Raw genomic sequence first — 16,314 nt, forward strand, 5'->3', positions numbered from 1 at the left:
CTTGGAGTTATGACAGGTGGCGACTGTCGACAAGATTAGCTCAAGTCAAAGCCTGCGCGTGCACTTGGTCGGAAGGGTGCGACCTTGGGTCGCATGACTTGGCGGGGTTTGAGGCGTGAGGGGAGGCTATTTAGGCTGCCTGGCGATACGGGATCGCCAGGCAGTATTGCTGAGGGCTGATTATTGCGTTGCGGCGTTGCGCGCTTGCTGGCTCAGGCTGAGCACATAAGCGGCCAGTAAATGCACCTTGTCGTTGCCCAGGTATTGATCCTGCGCCGGCATCTGGCCGTTGCGGCCATGGCGGATGGTCTGTTGCAGCTGCACCAGGCTGCTGCCGTAGATCCAGCCCGCTGGGCTAGTCAGGTCTGGCGCACCCAGTACGGCCATGCCTTTACCTTCGGCACCGTGACAGGCCAGGCAGTTGGCGGCATAAATGGCCGCTCCCTTATCCAGGTCATATGGCTTGTCGGCTGGCAGTGGCAAGCCGGCCAGGTCCTTACGCACATAGGCCGCGACTTGTTGCACGCCGTCTTCGCCAATCACCGGTGCCCACGCGGGCATGGCGCCCATACGACCATTGAGGATGGTGGTTTTGATGGTTTCCGGCTCGCCGCCCCAGCGCCAGTGGCTGTCAGTCAGGTTAGGGAAGCCCACTGCACCTTTGGCGTCGGAGCCGTGGCAGACCGAGCAATAGGTGGCAAACATGCGGCCGCCCATTTTCAACGCCTGCTCGTCTTTGGCCACTTCTTCCAGGGGCATGGCTGCATATTTGGCGAAGATTGGCCCGTACAGCTCGTCAGCCTTGTCGACTTCACGCTGCCACTGCTTGACCTGGGTCCAGCCGCCTTCATAGCCCGGCAGCACACCTTTCCAGTTGCCCAGGCCGGGGTACAGCACTAAGTAGCCAATCGAGAAGATGATGGTGCCGACAAACAGCATGAACCACCACTTGGGCAGCGGGTTGTCATATTCCTCGATGCCATCGAAGGCATGACCCATGGTCTGATCGGTTGGGTTCTTGTGAACTTCGCTTTTGCGGGTGGCGAAAATCAGCCAGGACAGGGCGAGCAGAGTGCCGACAGTCAGCAGGGTGATGTACCAGCTCCAGAACGTGCTCATGGGGTCTTGCTCCTTGGTGCAGCCAGCTTGGGTTCATCGGCAAAGGGCAGTTGTGCTGCCTGGTCGAAGGCCAGGCGGCGCTTGCCGCTGTAAGCCCACAGAGTGACGCAAACAAAGGACAGCAGAACCAGTGCCGTACCTATGCCGCGCAGCGTGCCGATATCAATAAGTTCGAATGACATGGCGCTACCTCTTGTTCTTCACGGCAATGCCGAGCACTTGCAGGTAGGCGACCATGGCATCCATCTCGCTCTTGCCCTTAACCGCGCTAGCGGCACCGGCAATGTCCTCATCGCTGTAAGGCACGCCCAGCATGCGCAGGGCTTTCATCTTGGCCGGAGTGTGTTGGCCGTCCAGGGTGCTTTCCACCAGCCACGGGTAGGCAGGCATCTTCGACTCCGGCACCACGTTGCGCGGGTTATACAGGTGCGCACGGTGCCATTCATCCGAGTAGCGACCGCCCACGCGCGCCAAGTCCGGCCCGGTGCGCTTGGAGCCCCAGAGGAAGGGGTGGTCGTAAACGCTTTCGCCTGCCACCGAGTAGTGGCCGTAGCGCTCGGTTTCGGCGCGGAATGGACGAATCATCTGCGAATGGCAGCCCACGCAGCCTTCACGGATGTAAATGTCACGACCTTCCAGTTGCAGCGCGGTGTAAGGCTTGAGGCCCGCTACCGGCTCATTGGTGACGTCCTGGAAGAACAGCGGCACGATCTGCGTCAGGCCGCCGATGCTCACGGCCAGGACCATCATCAGCGCCATTAGGCCGATGTTCTTCTCGAGTATTTCGTGTCTCATCAGTGAGCTCCCTCAAGCGAAAACTGCGCGGCGGCTTCCATTTCAGCGGCCTTGGTATGACGCACGGTTTGCCAGACGTTCCAGGCCATCACCAACATGCCAGCAAAGAAAATCGCGCCGCCGATCACCCGAACTATAAAGCCGGGGTGGCTGGCTTCCAGTGCTTCGACGAAGGAGTAGGTGAGGGTGCCGTCTTCGTTGACTGCACGCCACATCAGGCCCTGGGCGATGCCGTTAACCCACATCGAGGCGATGTAGAGCACGGTACCGATGGTGGCGAACCAGAAGTGCACGTTGATCAGGCCGATGCTGTGCATCTCGTCGCGGCCAAAGACCTTGGGCAGCATGTGATACAGCGAGCCGATGGACACCATGGCCACCCAGCCGAGTGCGCCGGCGTGCACATGGCCGATGGTCCAGTCGGTGTAGTGGGACAGCGCGTTGACGGTCTTGATGGCCATCATAGGGCCTTCGAAGGTCGACATGCCGTAGAACGCCAGCGACACCACGAGGAAGCGCAGGATCGGGTCGGTGCGCAACTTATGCCAGGCGCCAGAGAGGGTCATCATGCCGTTGATCATGCCGCCCCAGCTCGGTGCCAGGAGAATCAGCGACATCACCATGCCCAGGCTCTGCGCCCAGTCTGGCAGCGCGGTGTAGTGCAGGTGGTGCGGGCCGGCCCAGATGTACACAGCAATCAGTGCCCAGAAGTGCACGATCGATAGGCGATAGGAATACACCGGACGACCCGCTTGCTTAGGCACGAAGTAATACATCATCCCCAAGAAGCCCGCGGTGAGGAAAAAGCCCACGGCGTTGTGGCCGTACCACCACTGAATCATCGCATCGGTCGCACCAGCATAGGCCGAATAGGACTTGGTCAGGGTGACCGGCACTTCTAGGTTGTTGACTAGATGTAGCAACGCCACGGTGAGGATAAAACCACCGAAGAACCAGTTGCCCACATAGATGTGGCTGACGTTACGCTTCATCACCGTGCCGAAGAACACGATGGCGTAGCTGACCCAGACAATGGTGATCAGAATGTCGATCGGCCATTCCAGCTCGGCGTATTCCTTGGAGCTGGTCCAGCCCATCGGCAGGCTGATGGCTGCCAGTACAATCACCAGCTGCCACCCCCAGAAGGTAAAGGCGGCGAGCTTGGGTGCGAATAGCGTGGCCTGTGAAGTGCGCTGCACGGCGTAGTAACTGGTGGCGAACAGTGCGCACCCGCCGAAGGCGAAGATGACCGCGTTGGTATGCAGCGGGCGTAGGCGCCCGAAGCTGGTCCACGGCAGGTTGAAGTTGAGTTCGGGCCAAGCCAGTTGCGCGGCGATAAACACGCCGAGCCCCATCCCGACAATGCCCCACACCACTGTCATGATGGCGAATTGGCGCACCACCTTGTAGTTGTAGGCGCTGCTGCTGGTTGTGTTCATGTCTGGGCTTCCATCCACGGTTATAGGCAGATCATCGAAAATCAGCGGCTGCGCGCCTGTACGATCAGCGCCGCAGTCCAACGGATTCTTTAAGCGAGGCAAGCATGAGCAAAGCAAGGGAAGCGGGTATTGACGGGGATCAATACGTGCGGGAACAGAGCCCGGAGGGCTGGCTGTGGGGTCGGCCGCGAGGCGAGCCGCGCGCGACCTTGATCCTGGCCCATGGTGCCGGCGCGCCGATGGACAGCGAATTTATGCAACACATGGCGCAAAACCTTGTTGCCTGTGGGGTTGCGCTGCTGCGTTTCGAGTTTGCCTACATGGCCGCACGGCGGCAGGACGGCAAGAAACGTCCGCCCAATCCTCAGGCGCAATTGCTTGAGCAGTGGCGTGAGGTCTACCACCAGGTGCGCCAACAGGTCGCAGGGCCGCTGGCGATTGGTGGCAAGTCGATGGGTGGGCGCATGGCCAGCCTGCTGGCCGATGAGCTGAACGTCGACGCGTTGGTGTGTCTGGGTTATCCCTTCTACGCCGTTGGCAAACCGGAGAAGCCGCGTGTCGCGCACCTGGCCGAGTTGAAAACCCCGACGCTGATCATTCAGGGCGAGCGCGATGCGCTGGGTAATCGTCAAACGGTTCAGGGCTATGCGCTGTCTGGGGCGATCAAACTGCATTGGCTAACGGCCGGCGATCACGATCTAAAACCGCTGAAAAGCTCAGGTTTCACTCATTCTCAGCACTTGCTTAGTGCGGCTGAAGCGATTGCGGCGTTCATCGGGCGCGAGCAGGACGCTGCATAAGTGCGGCTGATGTTATTCCTACTAAAACACTAGGACTTTGCCGGCGCTGGCGAGTGGCGTACACTGCGCCCATGTTTGCGAGGAGTTGCCATGAGCACTATTACCATTACCGACGCTGCCCACGATTATCTGGCTGATCTGCTGAGCAAGCAGAACACCCCGGGCATCGGCATTCGTGTGTTTATCACCCAGCCAGGCACCCAGTACGCCGAAACCTGCATTGCTTATTGCAAGCCAGGCGAGCAGAAAGCTGAAGACACGGCCCTAGGCCTGGCCAGCTTTACCGCCTGGATCGATGCGGTCAGCGAGCCGTTTCTTGACGATGCAGTGGTCGATTACGCCACCGACCGTATGGGCGGCCAGCTGACCATCAAGGCGCCGAACGCCAAGGTGCCGATGGTCAATGAAGACAGCCCGATCAACGAGCGCATCAGCTACTACCTGCAGACCGAGATCAACCCGGGTCTGGCCAGCCATGGCGGCGAAGTCAGCCTGATCGACGTGGTTGACGACGGTATTGCCGTGCTGAAGTTCGGCGGCGGCTGCCAGGGCTGCGGTCAGGTCGACTTGACCCTTAAAGAGGGTATCGAGAAGACCCTGCTGGAGCGCATCCCCGAGCTAAAAGGCGTGCGTGATGTGACCGATCACAGCATCAAGGAAAACGCCTACTACTAAGTAGACCGCGATAAAAAATGCCCGCGCAGTGCGGGCATTTTTGTTGGTGCTTACTTTGCGTGGGAGGGGCTTTAGCCGCGACTGCAACAGTGCAGTCATCACTCAAACACGGTTTTTGCGCCGATCAATTACCTCAGTCGCCCGCGCCCGCAGCTGCCCGCAGCCGCCATCAATGTCCTGCCCCGCCGAGTTGCGCACCTTGGTCAGCACGCCACGGCTGTGCAGGTAGCGCACGATCTGCACGATACGGTCGCCATCGGGGCGTTGGAATTCGTCAGCTTCCAGGCTGTTGTAGGGGATCAGGTTCATGATCGCGTACTTGCCCTTGAGCAGGCGCAGAATACCGTCCATTTCTTCCTGGCTGTCGTTGATGCCCTTGAGCAGCGTCCACTGGTATTGGATCGGATAGTCGATCTGCCGCGCGTAGGTTTCGCCCAGCTCCACCAGTTCTTCAGGATCGATACGCGGCGCGCGTGGTAGCAGCGCCTGGCGCAGCTCGGCATTGGTGGTATGTAGCGACAGCGCCAGGGCAGGCTTGACCTGCTGCTCTGGCAAACGCTCAAACACCCGCGGATCGCCGATGGTAGAAAACACCAGGTTGCGCTGGCCGATGCCACCTTCAGTGCCGAGCAGGTTGATCGCTTCGAGCACGTTATCCAGGTTATGCGCCGGCTCACCCATGCCCATAAACACCACTTTCTTTACCGCGCGAAAACGCCGGGCCAATGCCACCTGGGCGAGAATTTCGCTGGTGGTCAGTTGGCGCAGCAGGCCGCTCTTACCGGTCATGCAGAACACACAACCCACTGCGCAACCCACCTGGCTGGAGACGCACAGCCCATCGCGCGGCAGCAGTACGCTTTCCACCATCTGCTTGTCGGCCAGCTCCACCAGCAGGCGCGCCGAGCCGTCCGTCGCCGGGTGTTCGGAGCTGAGACGGGCCAGTCCATCCAGCGCGTTGCTCAGTTCGGGCAGGGCGTTACGCACCGCCAGCGGCAGGAAGTTCTCGGTCTTCTGGTTACGCGTGCCGGTATCCAGCGGCATGCCGCGCAGCCAGGCACGGGTAATCCGCCCGATGTGCATGGGCTTGGCACCGAGATCGGTGAGGCGTTGGTGAAAGTCGTGGATATGCATGGGGCGCGCATGCTACCACCGGCCAGGATGCGGTGGAATGTGTGGCGGCGGGCAGGCGTCGGCTAACCTGGGCAAAACCGCATCGCGCTTTGCTCTCCGGGGCGCGGGCACTCATACTAGCGGCCTGATTAGCCTGACCCAGCTGTGCGGAGCGGTAGATGAAATTTATACACCAGCGCGAACACCTCAACGAAGACGACGTCGTCGTGATCGAGTGCTCGCAAACTTGCAACATTCGCCTGATGAGCGATGCCAACTTCCGCAGCTTTAAGAATGGCGGCCGGCATACTTACCACGGCGGCGCGTTTGACACTTTTCCGGCGAAGATCACCGTACCGAGCAGCGGCTTCTGGAATATCACCATCGATACGGTAAGCCGGAAAGCCATCAGCGTGACGCGTAAGCCAACGCTCAAGCACTCGATCAAAATCGTACGCAAATCCACCTCCCGCTTGAGCTGATACGGATTTTGCCTGTGCTCAACGCTCAGGCCTTTAAACCCGCTCAGCCTCCTGCAATGCGCTCTGTCTCCAAGCCTTCCTTCTGCTGCCGTTTGCTCGTGCGGCAGTGGCTATGGAAGGGCGCAGACAACTAACGAGCGCCCCCTGCTCGCTGGGTAAGCCGGCCTGTGACCTTGCACGTGCACTGTGCCGTCGCTATTCACCGATTTTCGCGCACTGCTCGGCGCCACAGCGTGGGCCGAGCGCCTTGGTTAAATCAGCCGACTAACCCGCAGCCTGTGCTCGAAACCCGCGAGCGTATCGTCGCGCTTGGCTGCCTGTTGCTGGCGCGCAAGCCCATCTGATCCGTATTTTTACGCCTAATCTGCCGCTGTTTCGGTATCAGGGCCGTGGGCATAGTGCGCTATCGATAACAGCCGAGGCCGCCGATGTACCAATACGATGAATATGACCACGCGCTGGTGCATGAGCGTGTGGCGCAGTTTCGCGATCAGGTTGAGCGCCGTATCAGTGGCGAGCTAAGCGAGGAAGAGTTTCTGCCGCTGCGCCTGCAAAATGGCCTGTATCTGCAGAAACATGCCTACATGCTACGGGTGGCGATCCCCTACGGAACGCTAGCGGCGCGGCAGATGCGCGCGTTGGCCAATATCGCGCAGCATTACGACCGGGGTTATGGGCACTTCACCACCCGGCAGAACATTCAGTTCAACTGGATCGAGCTGGAGCAGGTGCCGGATATTCTCGAACACCTCGCCGAGGTGGAGATGCACGCGATCCAGACCTCCGGCAACTGTGTGCGCAATATCACCACTGAAGCCTTCGCTGGGGTCGCCGCCGATGAGCTGCTGGACCCACGCCCGCTGGCGGAAATCCTCCGGCAGTGGTCGACCATCAATCCGGAATTCCTCTACCTGCCGCGTAAGTTCAAGATCGCCCTGTGCGCCGCTGAAGAAGACCGTGCGGCGGTGATGATGCATGACATCGGTCTTTATCTATATCGCGACGCGGCGGGCGAGCTGTTGTTGCGGGTCATGGTGGGCGGCGGTTTAGGACGCACGCCTATCCTCAGCCAGCAGATTCGTGAGGCGTTGCCGTGGCAGCATCTGCTGTCCTATGTCGAGGCCGTGCTGCGCGTGTACAACCGCCATGGCCGGCGTGACAACAAGTACAAGGCGCGCATCAAGATCCTGGTCAAAGCCCTGGGGATCGAGGCGTTTGCCCGTGAGGTTGAGGCGGAGTGGCAACACATCAAAGATGGCCCGGCCGAGTTGACCCAGGAAGAGTATCAGCGGGTGGCCGATGCCTTCATTGCGCCGCCGTATGAAGCATTGCCTGAGGTCGATCTGGGTTTCGGTACTGCCTTGGCGCAGAACGCTGAATTCGCCCGCTGGGTGTCGCGCAATACCCTGGCGCACAAGGTGCCGGGTTATATCGCCGTGGTGCTGTCGACCAAACCGGGCATCGCCGCACCGCCTGGTGATGTGACGGCGCAGCAGATGAACGCGCTGGCCGATCTGGCCGAGCGCTTTGGTTTTGCCGAGTTGCGCATTGCCCATGAGCAGAACGTTGTCTTGCCTGATATCCGCAAAGCGGACCTCTATGCCTTGTGGCAGGCGGCCGCTGAAGCGGGCCTGGCAACGCCAAATGTCGGGCTGCTGACGGATGTGATTGCCTGCCCGGGCGGCGACTTCTGCGCCCTGGCCAACGCCAAGTCGATCCCGATTGCCCAGGCGATTCAGCAGCGATTCGACGACCTTGATTACCTGCATGACCTAGGCGATATCAGCCTGAATATCTCCGGCTGTATGAATGCTTGCGGCCATCACCATATTGGCAACATCGGTATTCTCGGCGTCGATAAAAACGGCAGCGAGTGGTACCAGGTCACCATTGGTGGCTCGCAAGGCAAAAGCAGTGCACTGGGCAAGGTGATCGGTCCGGCGTTCAGCGCCGAGCAGATTCCTGAGGTGATCGATGGGCTGGTACGCACCTTTGCTGACTACCGCGAAGCCGACGAGCGTTTTGTCGATACTGTGCAGCGAATCGGCCTGGAGCCGTTCAAGGAACAGGTCTATCGCAAGCAGCAGGTGAACGCATGAATAACCTGATCCGCTTGCTTGATGGCGCCCCGCGCATCATCGAAAACGACCCCTGGACGCTGGTGGCTGATACCCCAGAGCCGCACCCGGACGGGCCGTTGATTCTGCCATTGGACGTCTGGGTTGAGCGCCAAGAGCAGGCTGTGCTGCTGGGTGAGCGCTTGAGCCCTGACGGTATTTGCCTGGCCCCGGATGATGAAGTCGAAAGCCTGCAGGCTTATCTCGCGATCCTGCCGCTGATCGCCATCGACTTCCCGAGCTTTCGCGATGGTCGTGGCTACAGCCAGGCCTATTTGTTGCGCACCCGATTGGGGTGGCAGGGCGAATTGCGCGCGGTGGGCGATGTGCTGCGTGACCAGCTCAGCCATATGCGCCAGTGCGGTTTTGATGCCTTTGCGGTGCGTGAAGACAAGTCAGTTACGGATGCACTCAAGGGCTTAGCCGGGATGAGTGTGGTATATGGGCGGTCGGCCATCGAGCCGCGGCCATTGTTCCGACGTCGTACATAAGGAGTTTTCTCATGGTGTTGAAAGGACTGACCTGGCTGGTCCTCCTGCAAATCGTTGGCAGCCTTGTCAGCGAGTTACTGCTGCCCGTGTTGCCCGGTAGCGTGATTGGCTTACTCCTATTGTTTGGCTACCTGTTGTTGCGCGGCGGGGTCAGCGAACCCCTGGGTCAGGCGACCAGCGTGCTGCTGCAGTATCTGCCATTGCTGTTCGTGGTACCCGCAGCGGGGATCATGCTGGCCAGTGATGCACTGCTCGCCGATCTGCCGGCGATCCTCACCGCATTGTGCCTGTCGTTGCTGGTCACGGTGCCGCTGTGCGGCTGGATGATGCAACGCCTAGCGATTCGTGTTGAACAGCGTGAGGAGGGGCGTCATGAGTGAGTCATCGTGGCGGATGGTGGCGCAGTTGGTGATCGATCACCCGCTGTTCCCCGTAGGGCTGACGCTGCTGGCGTTCCAGTTTGCCTTGTGGTTGTACCGGCGCAGTGGTTGGCTAGTGCTGCAACCAGTGATGGTGTCCATGTTGCTGGTGGTGGGCGCGTTGCTGGCCTGCGGTATGGATTACGCCACCTACCGTGAAGGTGCGGCGCCCATCGCCTTTTTGCTGGGCCCGGTGACAATTGCCCTGGCGGTGCCTTTGTATAACAACATCAAGCGTATTCGCCTGCTGGCGTGGCCGGTGCTACTGACGGTACTGGTCGGCGGCTCGTTGACGGTCACGCTGACGTTGGTGATTGCTCATGCGATGGGGGCACAGTTGCCGGTGTTGGCGAGCCTGTCGGGCAAGTCGGTGACCATGCCGATTGCCATGCTGGCGGCTGAACAGCTCGGCGGCCTGGCCTCCCTGGCCGCGGTGTTTGTGATGCTGACTGGGGTGATTGGCACGGCCTTAGGGCCTTGGTTGCTGGGCGTGTTCAATGTGACCCACCCGGCGGCGCGCGGGCTGAGCTACGGCATCAACGCCCATGCCATCGGCACGGCGCGGGCACTGGAGGAAGGCTCGGAGTGTGGTGCTTTCGCCGCTCTGGGTATGAGCCTGCTGGGCGTGATCAGCGCCGTACTCTTGCCATTTGTAGCGGGCTGGGCGCTCTCGGGTTTGTAACCTGTCGCCATAAAAGAGAAGCGGGAGCCTCGTGCTCCCGTTTTTTTTAACCTGCTGCCGTGCTGATGACTGTCACGGGCAGGCGCGGCTTATCGCTGCCCTGTGGTGGCTACATCGTGACGAATAGCTGTTACCAGCCAGCGCTTTTATTGCCCTATAGGTTGCTCGTACCGCCGCTGGATGCGCTCCAGCTCACCCGATTGGCGCAGCTGCGCTAAGGCGTTAGCCCATGCGGCGAGCAGTTCATCGTCAGAGTCGAGGCTAAAGGCGATGTACAGCGGTGAGCGATAGAGTTCGAGGGGGATCTGCCGCAATGTCCCGGCTGGGATATTCAACTCGCGGCTGTAGTAAGCCACCCCTGCCGCAGTGTCGCCAATGATGATGTCGGTGCGTCCGGCCAGCAGCATGCGGTAGAGCTGATGGCTATTGGCGGCACTCTTATCGAGGTTGTTGAAACCCAGTGATTGCAGCATGTCGGGGACTAGCCCTGCATGGCGCGTGGTGATCTGCGGAGCCCGCAGAAGTTGCTCCAGGGAAGTTATCGGCTGCGAGGTATTGGCCAACTGATAGGGGTAAATAGACTCTTCCACGAGCGGCCCGACCCATTTGTATAACGGCTCACGCTCAGCTGTGCGGAACATTGAGTACATGATGGTTTTCGGGCGTGTTCGTAAGGTGCGGGAGGTACGCATACTGGGCACTAGCAACACCTCAAAGTTATCACCGGTCAGGGCCATAATGGCCCGGATGATCTCCGTGCTCATGCCGGTGAGCTGATTGTTCGCTTGGTAGTTGTAGGGGGCCCACTCTTCGGTCACGACCTGATACGGCTCAGCCCGAGCAAGGTGGCTGAACAATAGGCAGAGCAGCGCTGCAGTGAGTGTCGAATATTTCACGTGGTGGCCTGGAAACTGTGCGCCTTATGGGAGGCTACTTGAGCAGGGCACACAGAAGCCCCGAATAAGCCTGGCGTCTGTGCGGTTGATTAGGCGGCTAAATTGATCATCCCGCGTTTTGCGGTAAGCGGGTAACCCCGAGTACGCGGACAAACCACCGCGCGCGTTAAAACACGAAGGTGTATGCGAGGCTGCAGTATGGCGCTGTAAAACGGCCACTGAAACTGCTGCTGCTCAGATTTTCAAGTTGTTCTGATGCGGGATGTCTAGCCGGATAAAACGCGGGCGCCATTCGACAAGGTATCCAGCAGCCCGCCATGAGCAGCGAGCCTTTAGTTGATCTGCGCCAGGGTCTTGCGAAAGCGCAGCAGCGCGCCGGCAAAAAACAACGCGCCAATGGCGATGATCGCCACGAACTGCGGCCAAACGGTGGCAAAACCTGCACCGCGGTAAAGGATTGCCTGGGCCAGGTCGACGAAGTGGGTGGTCGGCGCCACCAGCATGATCTGCTGCACCAGTTCAGGCATGCTCTCGCGCGGCGTGGTGCCGCCGGAGAGGATCTGCAGTGGGATCAGTACCAGAATGATCAGCAAGCCCAGTTGTGGCATTGAGCGCGCGATAGTGCCGAAGAAAATGCCCATTGAGGTGGTGGCAAACAGATGCAGCAGCGCACCGCACAGAAACAGCGGCAGCGAGCCGGCAATCGGCACCTGCAGCCAGCCCTGCACCACTAACAGTAACGACAGCGCGGTGGCCACCAACACCACCAGGCCCATCGACCAGACCTTGGCCAGCATGATCTCAGGCGGCGTTACGGGCATCACCAGCAGGTGTTCGATGGTGCCGTGCTCACGCTCACGGATCAGCGCGGCACCGGTGAGGATGATCGACAGCATGGTGATCTGGTTGATCACCTCCATCACCGAGCCGAACCAGCTGCGTGTCAGGTTCGGGTTAAACGCGACGCGCACGGCCAATTCAGCCTGCTGCGGCAGATCGGCGCGGTAGTGACGCAAGAACGCGCTGACTTCCTGGGCGCCGATCATTTGGATATAGCCCGCACCAGTGAAGGCCATGCTCACTTGGGTCGCATCGACGTTGAGCTGAATCGCTGGGCTGTGCCCGGCGAGTACATCACGCTGGAAATCGGGCGGGATATTCAGGGTGAAGGTGTACTGCCCGGAGTCCATGCCGTGGTCCATCTCGTTCAGCTCAATGCGTTGCGGCGCGCGGAAAAACGGCGGCTGAAAGGCATCAATCAAGCGGGCCGAGAGCGGCGAGCGGTCCTCGTCGACCACGGCTATCGAGGCATTGTGCAGGCTCTCCGGCATGCTGGTAGCGGCCGTAACAATGCCCAAGGTGAAGGCCCAGACAATCAGCAACAGCAACGCCGGGTCACGTTGTAGGCTGCGCAACTCCTTGAGCCCCAGGTGAAAGATATTCGCCAGCTGCGCCATGTCAGGCCTCCTGCTTCTTCAGTAGGCTGGTGCACAGCGCCAGCAGAACGGGAATGGTGATCAGCAGGGGGATGAAGTAGCGGTACAGCTCAACGAAGCCCAGGGCCTTGGAAAATACCCCGCGACTGATGATTAAAAAGTGCGAGGTGGGGTAAATCTGTCCAATCACGGCGCCAAAGCCTTCCAGCGAGGACACCGGGTAAATCAGCCCGGAAAACTGAATGGCCGGAATCAGGGTGACGATGGCCGTACCAAATACCGCGGCAATCTGGCTGCGGGTGAAGGTCGACATCAGCAGGCCCATAGCCGTAGCGCAACTGATGTACAGCAGGCCGCCAGTCAGCAGGGCCAGCAGGCTACCCTTGAGCGGCACGTCGAAGACGAAGACGGCGGCCATCAGCAACAAGATGAAATTGAGCATGCCCAAGGCGATATACGGCAGCTGTTTGCCGAGCAGGAACTCCAGGCGGGTGACCGGGGTGACATACAGGTTGATGATCGAGCCCAGCTCCTTTTCACGTACCACGCCAAGGGCGGTGAGCATCGCCGGAATCAACATCAGCAGCAGTGGGATCACCGCCGGCACCATGGCATTCAGGCTTTCCACGTCCGGGTTGTAGCGGTAGCGCACTTCCAACGTCGGCAGGTTGCTGCTGGTCGAGGCGCTATTCTGGCGTGCCAGTTGTTGCAGGTAACTGGCATGCAGGCCCGTGACATACCCCTTGATGGTTTCGGCGCGCATGGGCATCGCGCCGTCGAGCCACATGCCAATCTGCGGCACGGCGCCGCGCTTGAGGTCGCGGCCAAAATTAGGCGGTATTTCCACCGCCAGGCTGATTTCACCGCTGCGCATGCGCCGTTCCAGTTCGTCGTAATCGTGCAGAGGCGCTTGCTCAAGGAAGTAGCGCGAGCCAGCCAGGTTGAGTGCATAGGCCTGGCTGGTGGTGGTTTGGTCGCGGTCGAGCACGGCGTAGGTGAGATTTTCCACATCCAGGCTGATGCCATAGCCGATGATGAACAACAGCAGCAGGCTGCCGAACAGCGCCATGCTCCCGCGAATCGGGTCGCGGCGCAGCTCCAGGGTTTCGCGGTGGGTATAGCTGAACAGGCGCAGCAAACTGAAACGTCGGCGCGCGGCCGGGCGGACGGCAGCGCTGCTCGCGTCCGGGGCGGGTGCAGGGGCTTCGGTGGGTGTTGGCTTGCCAACCGCCTCTTGCAGGTAGGCGATAAAGGTCGCCTCCAGGGTTGGCAGGCCGCGCTTGTCCATCAGTGCCTGTGGCGTATCGCTGTCCAGTACCTTGCCCGCGTGCATCAAGGAGATGCGGTCGCAGCGCAACGCTTCGTTCATAAAATGCGTGGAGATGAAGATGGTCACGCCGTCATCGCGTGACAGATCGAGCATCAGTTGCCAAAACACATCGCGGGCAATCGGGTCGACGCCTGAGGTCGGTTCATCAAGGATGAGGATTTCAGGTTTGTGGATCATCGCCACCGCCAGCGATAGCCGCTGACGAATACCCAGCGGCAAGCGCTCAGGCAGTTGCTCCATGACGTTGCCCAGGCTGAAGCGTTCGGCCATTTCCGCGACCCGCGCGTCAATCTGCTCGGTCGCAACGTGAAACAGCTGGGCGTGCAGCACCAGGTTTTGCCGCACACTCAATTCGCCGTACAGCGAGAAGGCCTGCGACATATAACCAACCCGCTTGCGCGTAGCCATGTCGTTGGCGTCTACCGTTTGGCCGAACAGCAGGGCTTGCCCCTCACTGGCGGGTAACAAGCCGGTCAGCATCTTCATGGTGGTGGTTTTGCCGCAGCCATTGGAGCCGAGAAAGCCGAAGATTTCCCCGCGCTCAATGCGAAAGTCGACGTGGTCGACCGCGACAAAATCACCGAAACGCAGGGTCAGGTCGCGCGCCTCAATGGCAATTTCCTGCTCGCCTGCCGGCCTTGGCGGGATGACCAATTGCGTATGGTCCTTACGCTTGGCCTCCGGCATCAGGGCGATAAAGGCGTCTTCCAGATGTTTGCAGCCTGTGCGTTGCAGCAGCTCGGTCGGGCTGCCGGTGGCCAGTACGGCGCCGTCATCCATGGCGATCAAATGATCAAAGCGCTCGGCCTCTTCCATGTAAGCCGTGGCCACCAGCACGCTCATTTGTGGGCGTTGGGCGCGAATGCGCTCGATCAACTCCCAGAACTGGTTACGCGACAGCGGGTCGACCCCGGTGGTGGGCTCGTCGAGGATCAGCAGGTCAGGGTCGTGGATCAAGGCGCAGCACAGCCCGAGCTTTTGCTTCATGCCGCCCGACAACTTGCCGGCCAGGCGTTCGCCAAATTTACTGAGGCCGGTGCTACGCAGCAGGTCATCGATACGGCTCTTGCGCTCGGCCTCGGCCTGGCCGAACAGGCGGGCGAAGAAGTCCAGGTTCTCGATCACCGAGAGCGTTGGGTAGAGGTTCTTGCCTAACCCTTGAGGCATGTAAGCGATATGCGGGCAAACCTGTCGGCGATGGTCGCGGCTGGCCATGTCGCCACCGAGCACCTCGATCTGCCCGCTCTGGATTTTACGGGCACCGGCAATCAGCGCCAGCAAGCTGGACTTGCCCACGCCGTCCGGGCCGATCAAGCCGACCATGCGTTGCGCGGGTACGTCCAGGCTGACGGCATTGAGGGCGCAGGTTTTGCCGTAGTGCAGGCTGACATCATGCAGCTCTGCAACGGTTGCCGCGGCTGTGCTCACTGCGGAACCTTAATCGCCAGCTGCTCAGGCCACTCGGCCTGTGGGTCGAGGCGCAGATACGCCACGCCGGGTACGCCGGTTTTGACTTGCGTGAGGTGGCGCTGCAGCAGTTGCGGGTCAAGCCGGGCCTTAACCCGGAACATCAGTTTTTCCCGCTCGCTGGCCGTTTCCACGGTTTTCGGGGTGAACTGAGCGACGCTGGCCACGTAGCTGACTTTGGCCGGGATCACAAACTGCGGGATGGCATCTATCACCAGACGCACCTCGGCGCCCAGCGCGACTCGGCCTGCCTGCTGCTCGGGCAGGAAGAAGGTCATGTAGACATCACTCAGATCAACCAGATTAAGTACCTTGCCGCCCGCACCGATGACTTCGCCGGGTTCGGCGATGCGGTACTGCACGCGGCCACCGCGCGGTGCTTTGAGCTGGCTGTCTTCAATGTCGATCTGCAAGCGGGCCACGCTGGCTTGGGTGGCTTCCACGGCAGATTGCGCCTCGATCACCTGCGACTGTGCGGCGGCAATGCCCGCTTCAGCCGAGATCACCTGAGACTGCGCGGCGGCCAGTGCCGCCTGAGTGCTTTGCAGGCGGGCGAGGTCATCGTCCAGTTGCTGCTGCGCCATGGCATTGCGTTTAACCAGAATGGCACTGCGACCGTGGCGTTTTTGCGCGGCCGACACTTCAGCCTGGCGCTGACGCACGATCGCCTCAGCGGTAACTTTCTCGCTTTCGCGCAGGCGGACCTGGGCGCGTGCGGTCAGCTGGCTGTTCTGTGCTTGACGCATTTGCGCCTGGGCCTGTGCCAACTGTGCTTCAAGTACCTGGGTGTCCATGCGGGCAATGATTTGCCCGGGTTGAATGAACTGGCCTTCCTCAACGTCGATACTGGCGATTCGGCCGGGCAGCTTGCTGGCCACGTCGACGTCGGTGGCTTCAATGCGCCCGTTACCGCTGGCGAAACCATCTCCCAGGCCAGTAGGGCGCAGGGTGTACCAGAGTAAGCCGGCGATTATTGCCACGACAGCAATGCTCGCGGCAGGAACGATCCATTTACGGCTGACTGACATAGTTACCTTGGTTAGCTAAACAGAG

Annotated in this window: 16 protein-coding genes; 7 read left to right on the plus strand and 9 right to left on the minus strand. The window is 60.4% G+C overall.

Annotated elements, in window-relative coordinates:
- Positions 1-180: 180 nt before the first annotated feature.
- From ccoP to ccoN, 4 genes are read right to left on the minus strand one after another with little or no spacing between them, the layout of a single operon-like run.
- Positions 181-1,119 carry a cytochrome-c oxidase, cbb3-type subunit III gene (gene ccoP, locus SOP97_RS07585; protein ID WP_322948816.1) on the minus strand — a complete coding sequence of 313 codons (939 nt, stop codon included), beginning with the start codon at positions 1,117-1,119 and terminating at the stop codon, positions 181-183.
- Positions 1,116-1,301 (minus strand): cbb3-type cytochrome oxidase subunit 3, encoded by a 186-nt coding sequence (locus SOP97_RS07590; protein WP_322948817.1) that lies wholly within the window; start codon positions 1,299-1,301, stop codon positions 1,116-1,118. The genes ccoP and SOP97_RS07590 overlap by 4 nt, the downstream gene beginning before the upstream one ends.
- 4 nt (positions 1,302-1,305) lie before the next feature.
- The gene (ccoO, locus tag SOP97_RS07595; RefSeq protein WP_322948818.1) at positions 1,306-1,914 is read right to left on the minus strand and encodes a cytochrome-c oxidase, cbb3-type subunit II; all 609 of its coding nucleotides are present in this window, start codon (positions 1,912-1,914) and stop codon (positions 1,306-1,308) included.
- Positions 1,914-3,353 (minus strand): cytochrome-c oxidase, cbb3-type subunit I, encoded by a 1,440-nt coding sequence (ccoN, locus tag SOP97_RS07600; protein WP_322948819.1) that lies wholly within the window; start codon positions 3,351-3,353, stop codon positions 1,914-1,916. The genes ccoO and ccoN overlap by 1 nt, the downstream gene beginning before the upstream one ends.
- A 104-nt stretch (positions 3,354-3,457) precedes the next feature.
- Between ccoN and SOP97_RS07605 the strand changes: the two genes are divergently transcribed.
- Complete coding sequence (locus SOP97_RS07605) at positions 3,458-4,153, plus strand: alpha/beta family hydrolase (protein WP_322948820.1); 696 nt, start codon at positions 3,458-3,460, stop codon at positions 4,151-4,153.
- Positions 4,154-4,243: 90 nt separating this feature from the next.
- Positions 4,244-4,828 carry a Fe-S biogenesis protein NfuA gene (nfuA, locus tag SOP97_RS07610; protein WP_322948821.1) on the plus strand — a complete coding sequence of 195 codons (585 nt, stop codon included), beginning with the start codon at positions 4,244-4,246 and terminating at the stop codon, positions 4,826-4,828.
- Between the two features lie 102 nt (positions 4,829-4,930).
- Here the strand turns inward: nfuA and SOP97_RS07615 are convergent, their stop codons facing one another.
- Positions 4,931-5,962, minus strand: coding sequence for an RNA methyltransferase (locus tag SOP97_RS07615; RefSeq protein ID WP_322948822.1), 1,032 nt, complete (start codon positions 5,960-5,962; stop codon positions 4,931-4,933).
- 158 nt (positions 5,963-6,120) lie between these two features.
- On the opposite strand from SOP97_RS07615, the gene SOP97_RS07620 reads away from it, so the two are divergent.
- From SOP97_RS07620 to SOP97_RS07640, 5 genes are all read left to right on the plus strand, one after another.
- Positions 6,121-6,423, plus strand: a complete 303-nt coding sequence (locus SOP97_RS07620) for a DUF1883 domain-containing protein (protein WP_090256153.1) — start codon at positions 6,121-6,123, stop codon at positions 6,421-6,423.
- Positions 6,424-6,851: 428 nt separating this feature from the next.
- Positions 6,852-8,522: a nitrite/sulfite reductase gene (locus tag SOP97_RS07625; RefSeq protein ID WP_322948823.1), complete on the plus strand. Its 1,671-nt coding sequence runs from the start codon at positions 6,852-6,854 to the stop codon at positions 8,520-8,522.
- On the plus strand, positions 8,519-9,031 hold the full coding sequence (locus SOP97_RS07630; RefSeq protein WP_322948824.1) for a DUF934 domain-containing protein: 513 nt from the start codon (positions 8,519-8,521) through the stop codon (positions 9,029-9,031). Before SOP97_RS07625 ends, SOP97_RS07630 begins: the two co-directional genes overlap by 4 nt.
- Positions 9,032-9,042: 11 nt before the next feature.
- A complete protein-coding gene (locus SOP97_RS07635; RefSeq protein ID WP_274088758.1) occupies positions 9,043-9,411 on the plus strand; it encodes a CidA/LrgA family protein in 369 nt (122 codons plus the stop codon).
- Positions 9,404-10,132 carry an LrgB family protein gene (locus tag SOP97_RS07640; RefSeq protein ID WP_322948825.1) on the plus strand — a complete coding sequence of 243 codons (729 nt, stop codon included), beginning with the start codon at positions 9,404-9,406 and terminating at the stop codon, positions 10,130-10,132. Before SOP97_RS07635 ends, SOP97_RS07640 begins: the two co-directional genes overlap by 8 nt.
- A gap of 146 nt (positions 10,133-10,278) precedes the next feature.
- On the opposite strand, the gene SOP97_RS07645 is transcribed toward SOP97_RS07640, so the two are convergent.
- The 4 genes from SOP97_RS07645 to SOP97_RS07660 all read right to left on the minus strand — a co-directional run bounded on the left by SOP97_RS07645 (position 10,279) and on the right by SOP97_RS07660 (position 16,289).
- On the minus strand, positions 10,279-11,028 hold the full coding sequence (locus SOP97_RS07645) for a substrate-binding periplasmic protein (protein ID WP_322948826.1): 750 nt from the start codon (positions 11,026-11,028) through the stop codon (positions 10,279-10,281).
- 332 nt (positions 11,029-11,360) lie between these two features.
- On the minus strand, positions 11,361-12,485 hold the full coding sequence (locus SOP97_RS07650) for an ABC transporter permease (RefSeq protein WP_322948827.1): 1,125 nt from the start codon (positions 12,483-12,485) through the stop codon (positions 11,361-11,363).
- 1 nt (position 12,486) lies between these two features.
- Entirely contained in the window at positions 12,487-15,222 is a 2,736-nt protein-coding gene (rbbA, locus tag SOP97_RS07655; RefSeq protein ID WP_322948828.1) for a ribosome-associated ATPase/putative transporter RbbA, read from the minus strand.
- Positions 15,219-16,289: an HlyD family secretion protein gene (locus tag SOP97_RS07660; protein WP_274088763.1), complete on the minus strand. Its 1,071-nt coding sequence runs from the start codon at positions 16,287-16,289 to the stop codon at positions 15,219-15,221. The genes rbbA and SOP97_RS07660 overlap by 4 nt, the downstream gene beginning before the upstream one ends.
- Positions 16,290-16,314: the final 25 nt, after the last annotated feature.

It is taken from the genome of Pseudomonas spirodelae (assembly GCF_034653255.1).
GTDB classification, from domain to species: domain Bacteria; phylum Pseudomonadota; class Gammaproteobacteria; order Pseudomonadales; family Pseudomonadaceae; genus Aquipseudomonas; species Aquipseudomonas spirodelae.

What these genes read in the sequence shown, in the direction of transcription:
- SOP97_RS07650 (WP_322948827.1), bottom strand. Translation starts at nt 12,485, where the DNA reads ATGGCGCAGCTGGCGAATATCTTTCACCTGGGGCTCAAGGAGTTGCGC.
- SOP97_RS07630 (WP_322948824.1), top strand. Translation starts at nt 8,519, where the DNA reads ATGAATAACCTGATCCGCTTGCTTGATGGCGCCCCGCGCATCATCGAA.
- SOP97_RS07640 (WP_322948825.1), top strand. Translation starts at nt 9,404, where the DNA reads ATGAGTGAGTCATCGTGGCGGATGGTGGCGCAGTTGGTGATCGATCAC.
- SOP97_RS07660 (WP_274088763.1), bottom strand. Translation starts at nt 16,289, where the DNA reads ATGTCAGTCAGCCGTAAATGGATCGTTCCTGCCGCGAGCATTGCTGTC.
- SOP97_RS07620 (WP_090256153.1), top strand. Translation starts at nt 6,121, where the DNA reads ATGAAATTTATACACCAGCGCGAACACCTCAACGAAGACGACGTCGTC.
- ccoP (WP_322948816.1), bottom strand. Translation starts at nt 1,119, where the DNA reads ATGAGCACGTTCTGGAGCTGGTACATCACCCTGCTGACTGTCGGCACT.
- SOP97_RS07615 (WP_322948822.1), bottom strand. Translation starts at nt 5,962, where the DNA reads ATGCATATCCACGACTTTCACCAACGCCTCACCGATCTCGGTGCCAAG.
- SOP97_RS07590 (WP_322948817.1), bottom strand. Translation starts at nt 1,301, where the DNA reads ATGTCATTCGAACTTATTGATATCGGCACGCTGCGCGGCATAGGTACG.
- ccoN (WP_322948819.1), bottom strand. Translation starts at nt 3,353, where the DNA reads ATGAACACAACCAGCAGCAGCGCCTACAACTACAAGGTGGTGCGCCAA.
- ccoO (WP_322948818.1), bottom strand. Translation starts at nt 1,914, where the DNA reads ATGAGACACGAAATACTCGAGAAGAACATCGGCCTAATGGCGCTGATG.
- nfuA (WP_322948821.1), top strand. Translation starts at nt 4,244, where the DNA reads ATGAGCACTATTACCATTACCGACGCTGCCCACGATTATCTGGCTGAT.
- SOP97_RS07635 (WP_274088758.1), top strand. Translation starts at nt 9,043, where the DNA reads ATGGTGTTGAAAGGACTGACCTGGCTGGTCCTCCTGCAAATCGTTGGC.
- SOP97_RS07605 (WP_322948820.1), top strand. Translation starts at nt 3,458, where the DNA reads ATGAGCAAAGCAAGGGAAGCGGGTATTGACGGGGATCAATACGTGCGG.
- SOP97_RS07625 (WP_322948823.1), top strand. Translation starts at nt 6,852, where the DNA reads ATGTACCAATACGATGAATATGACCACGCGCTGGTGCATGAGCGTGTG.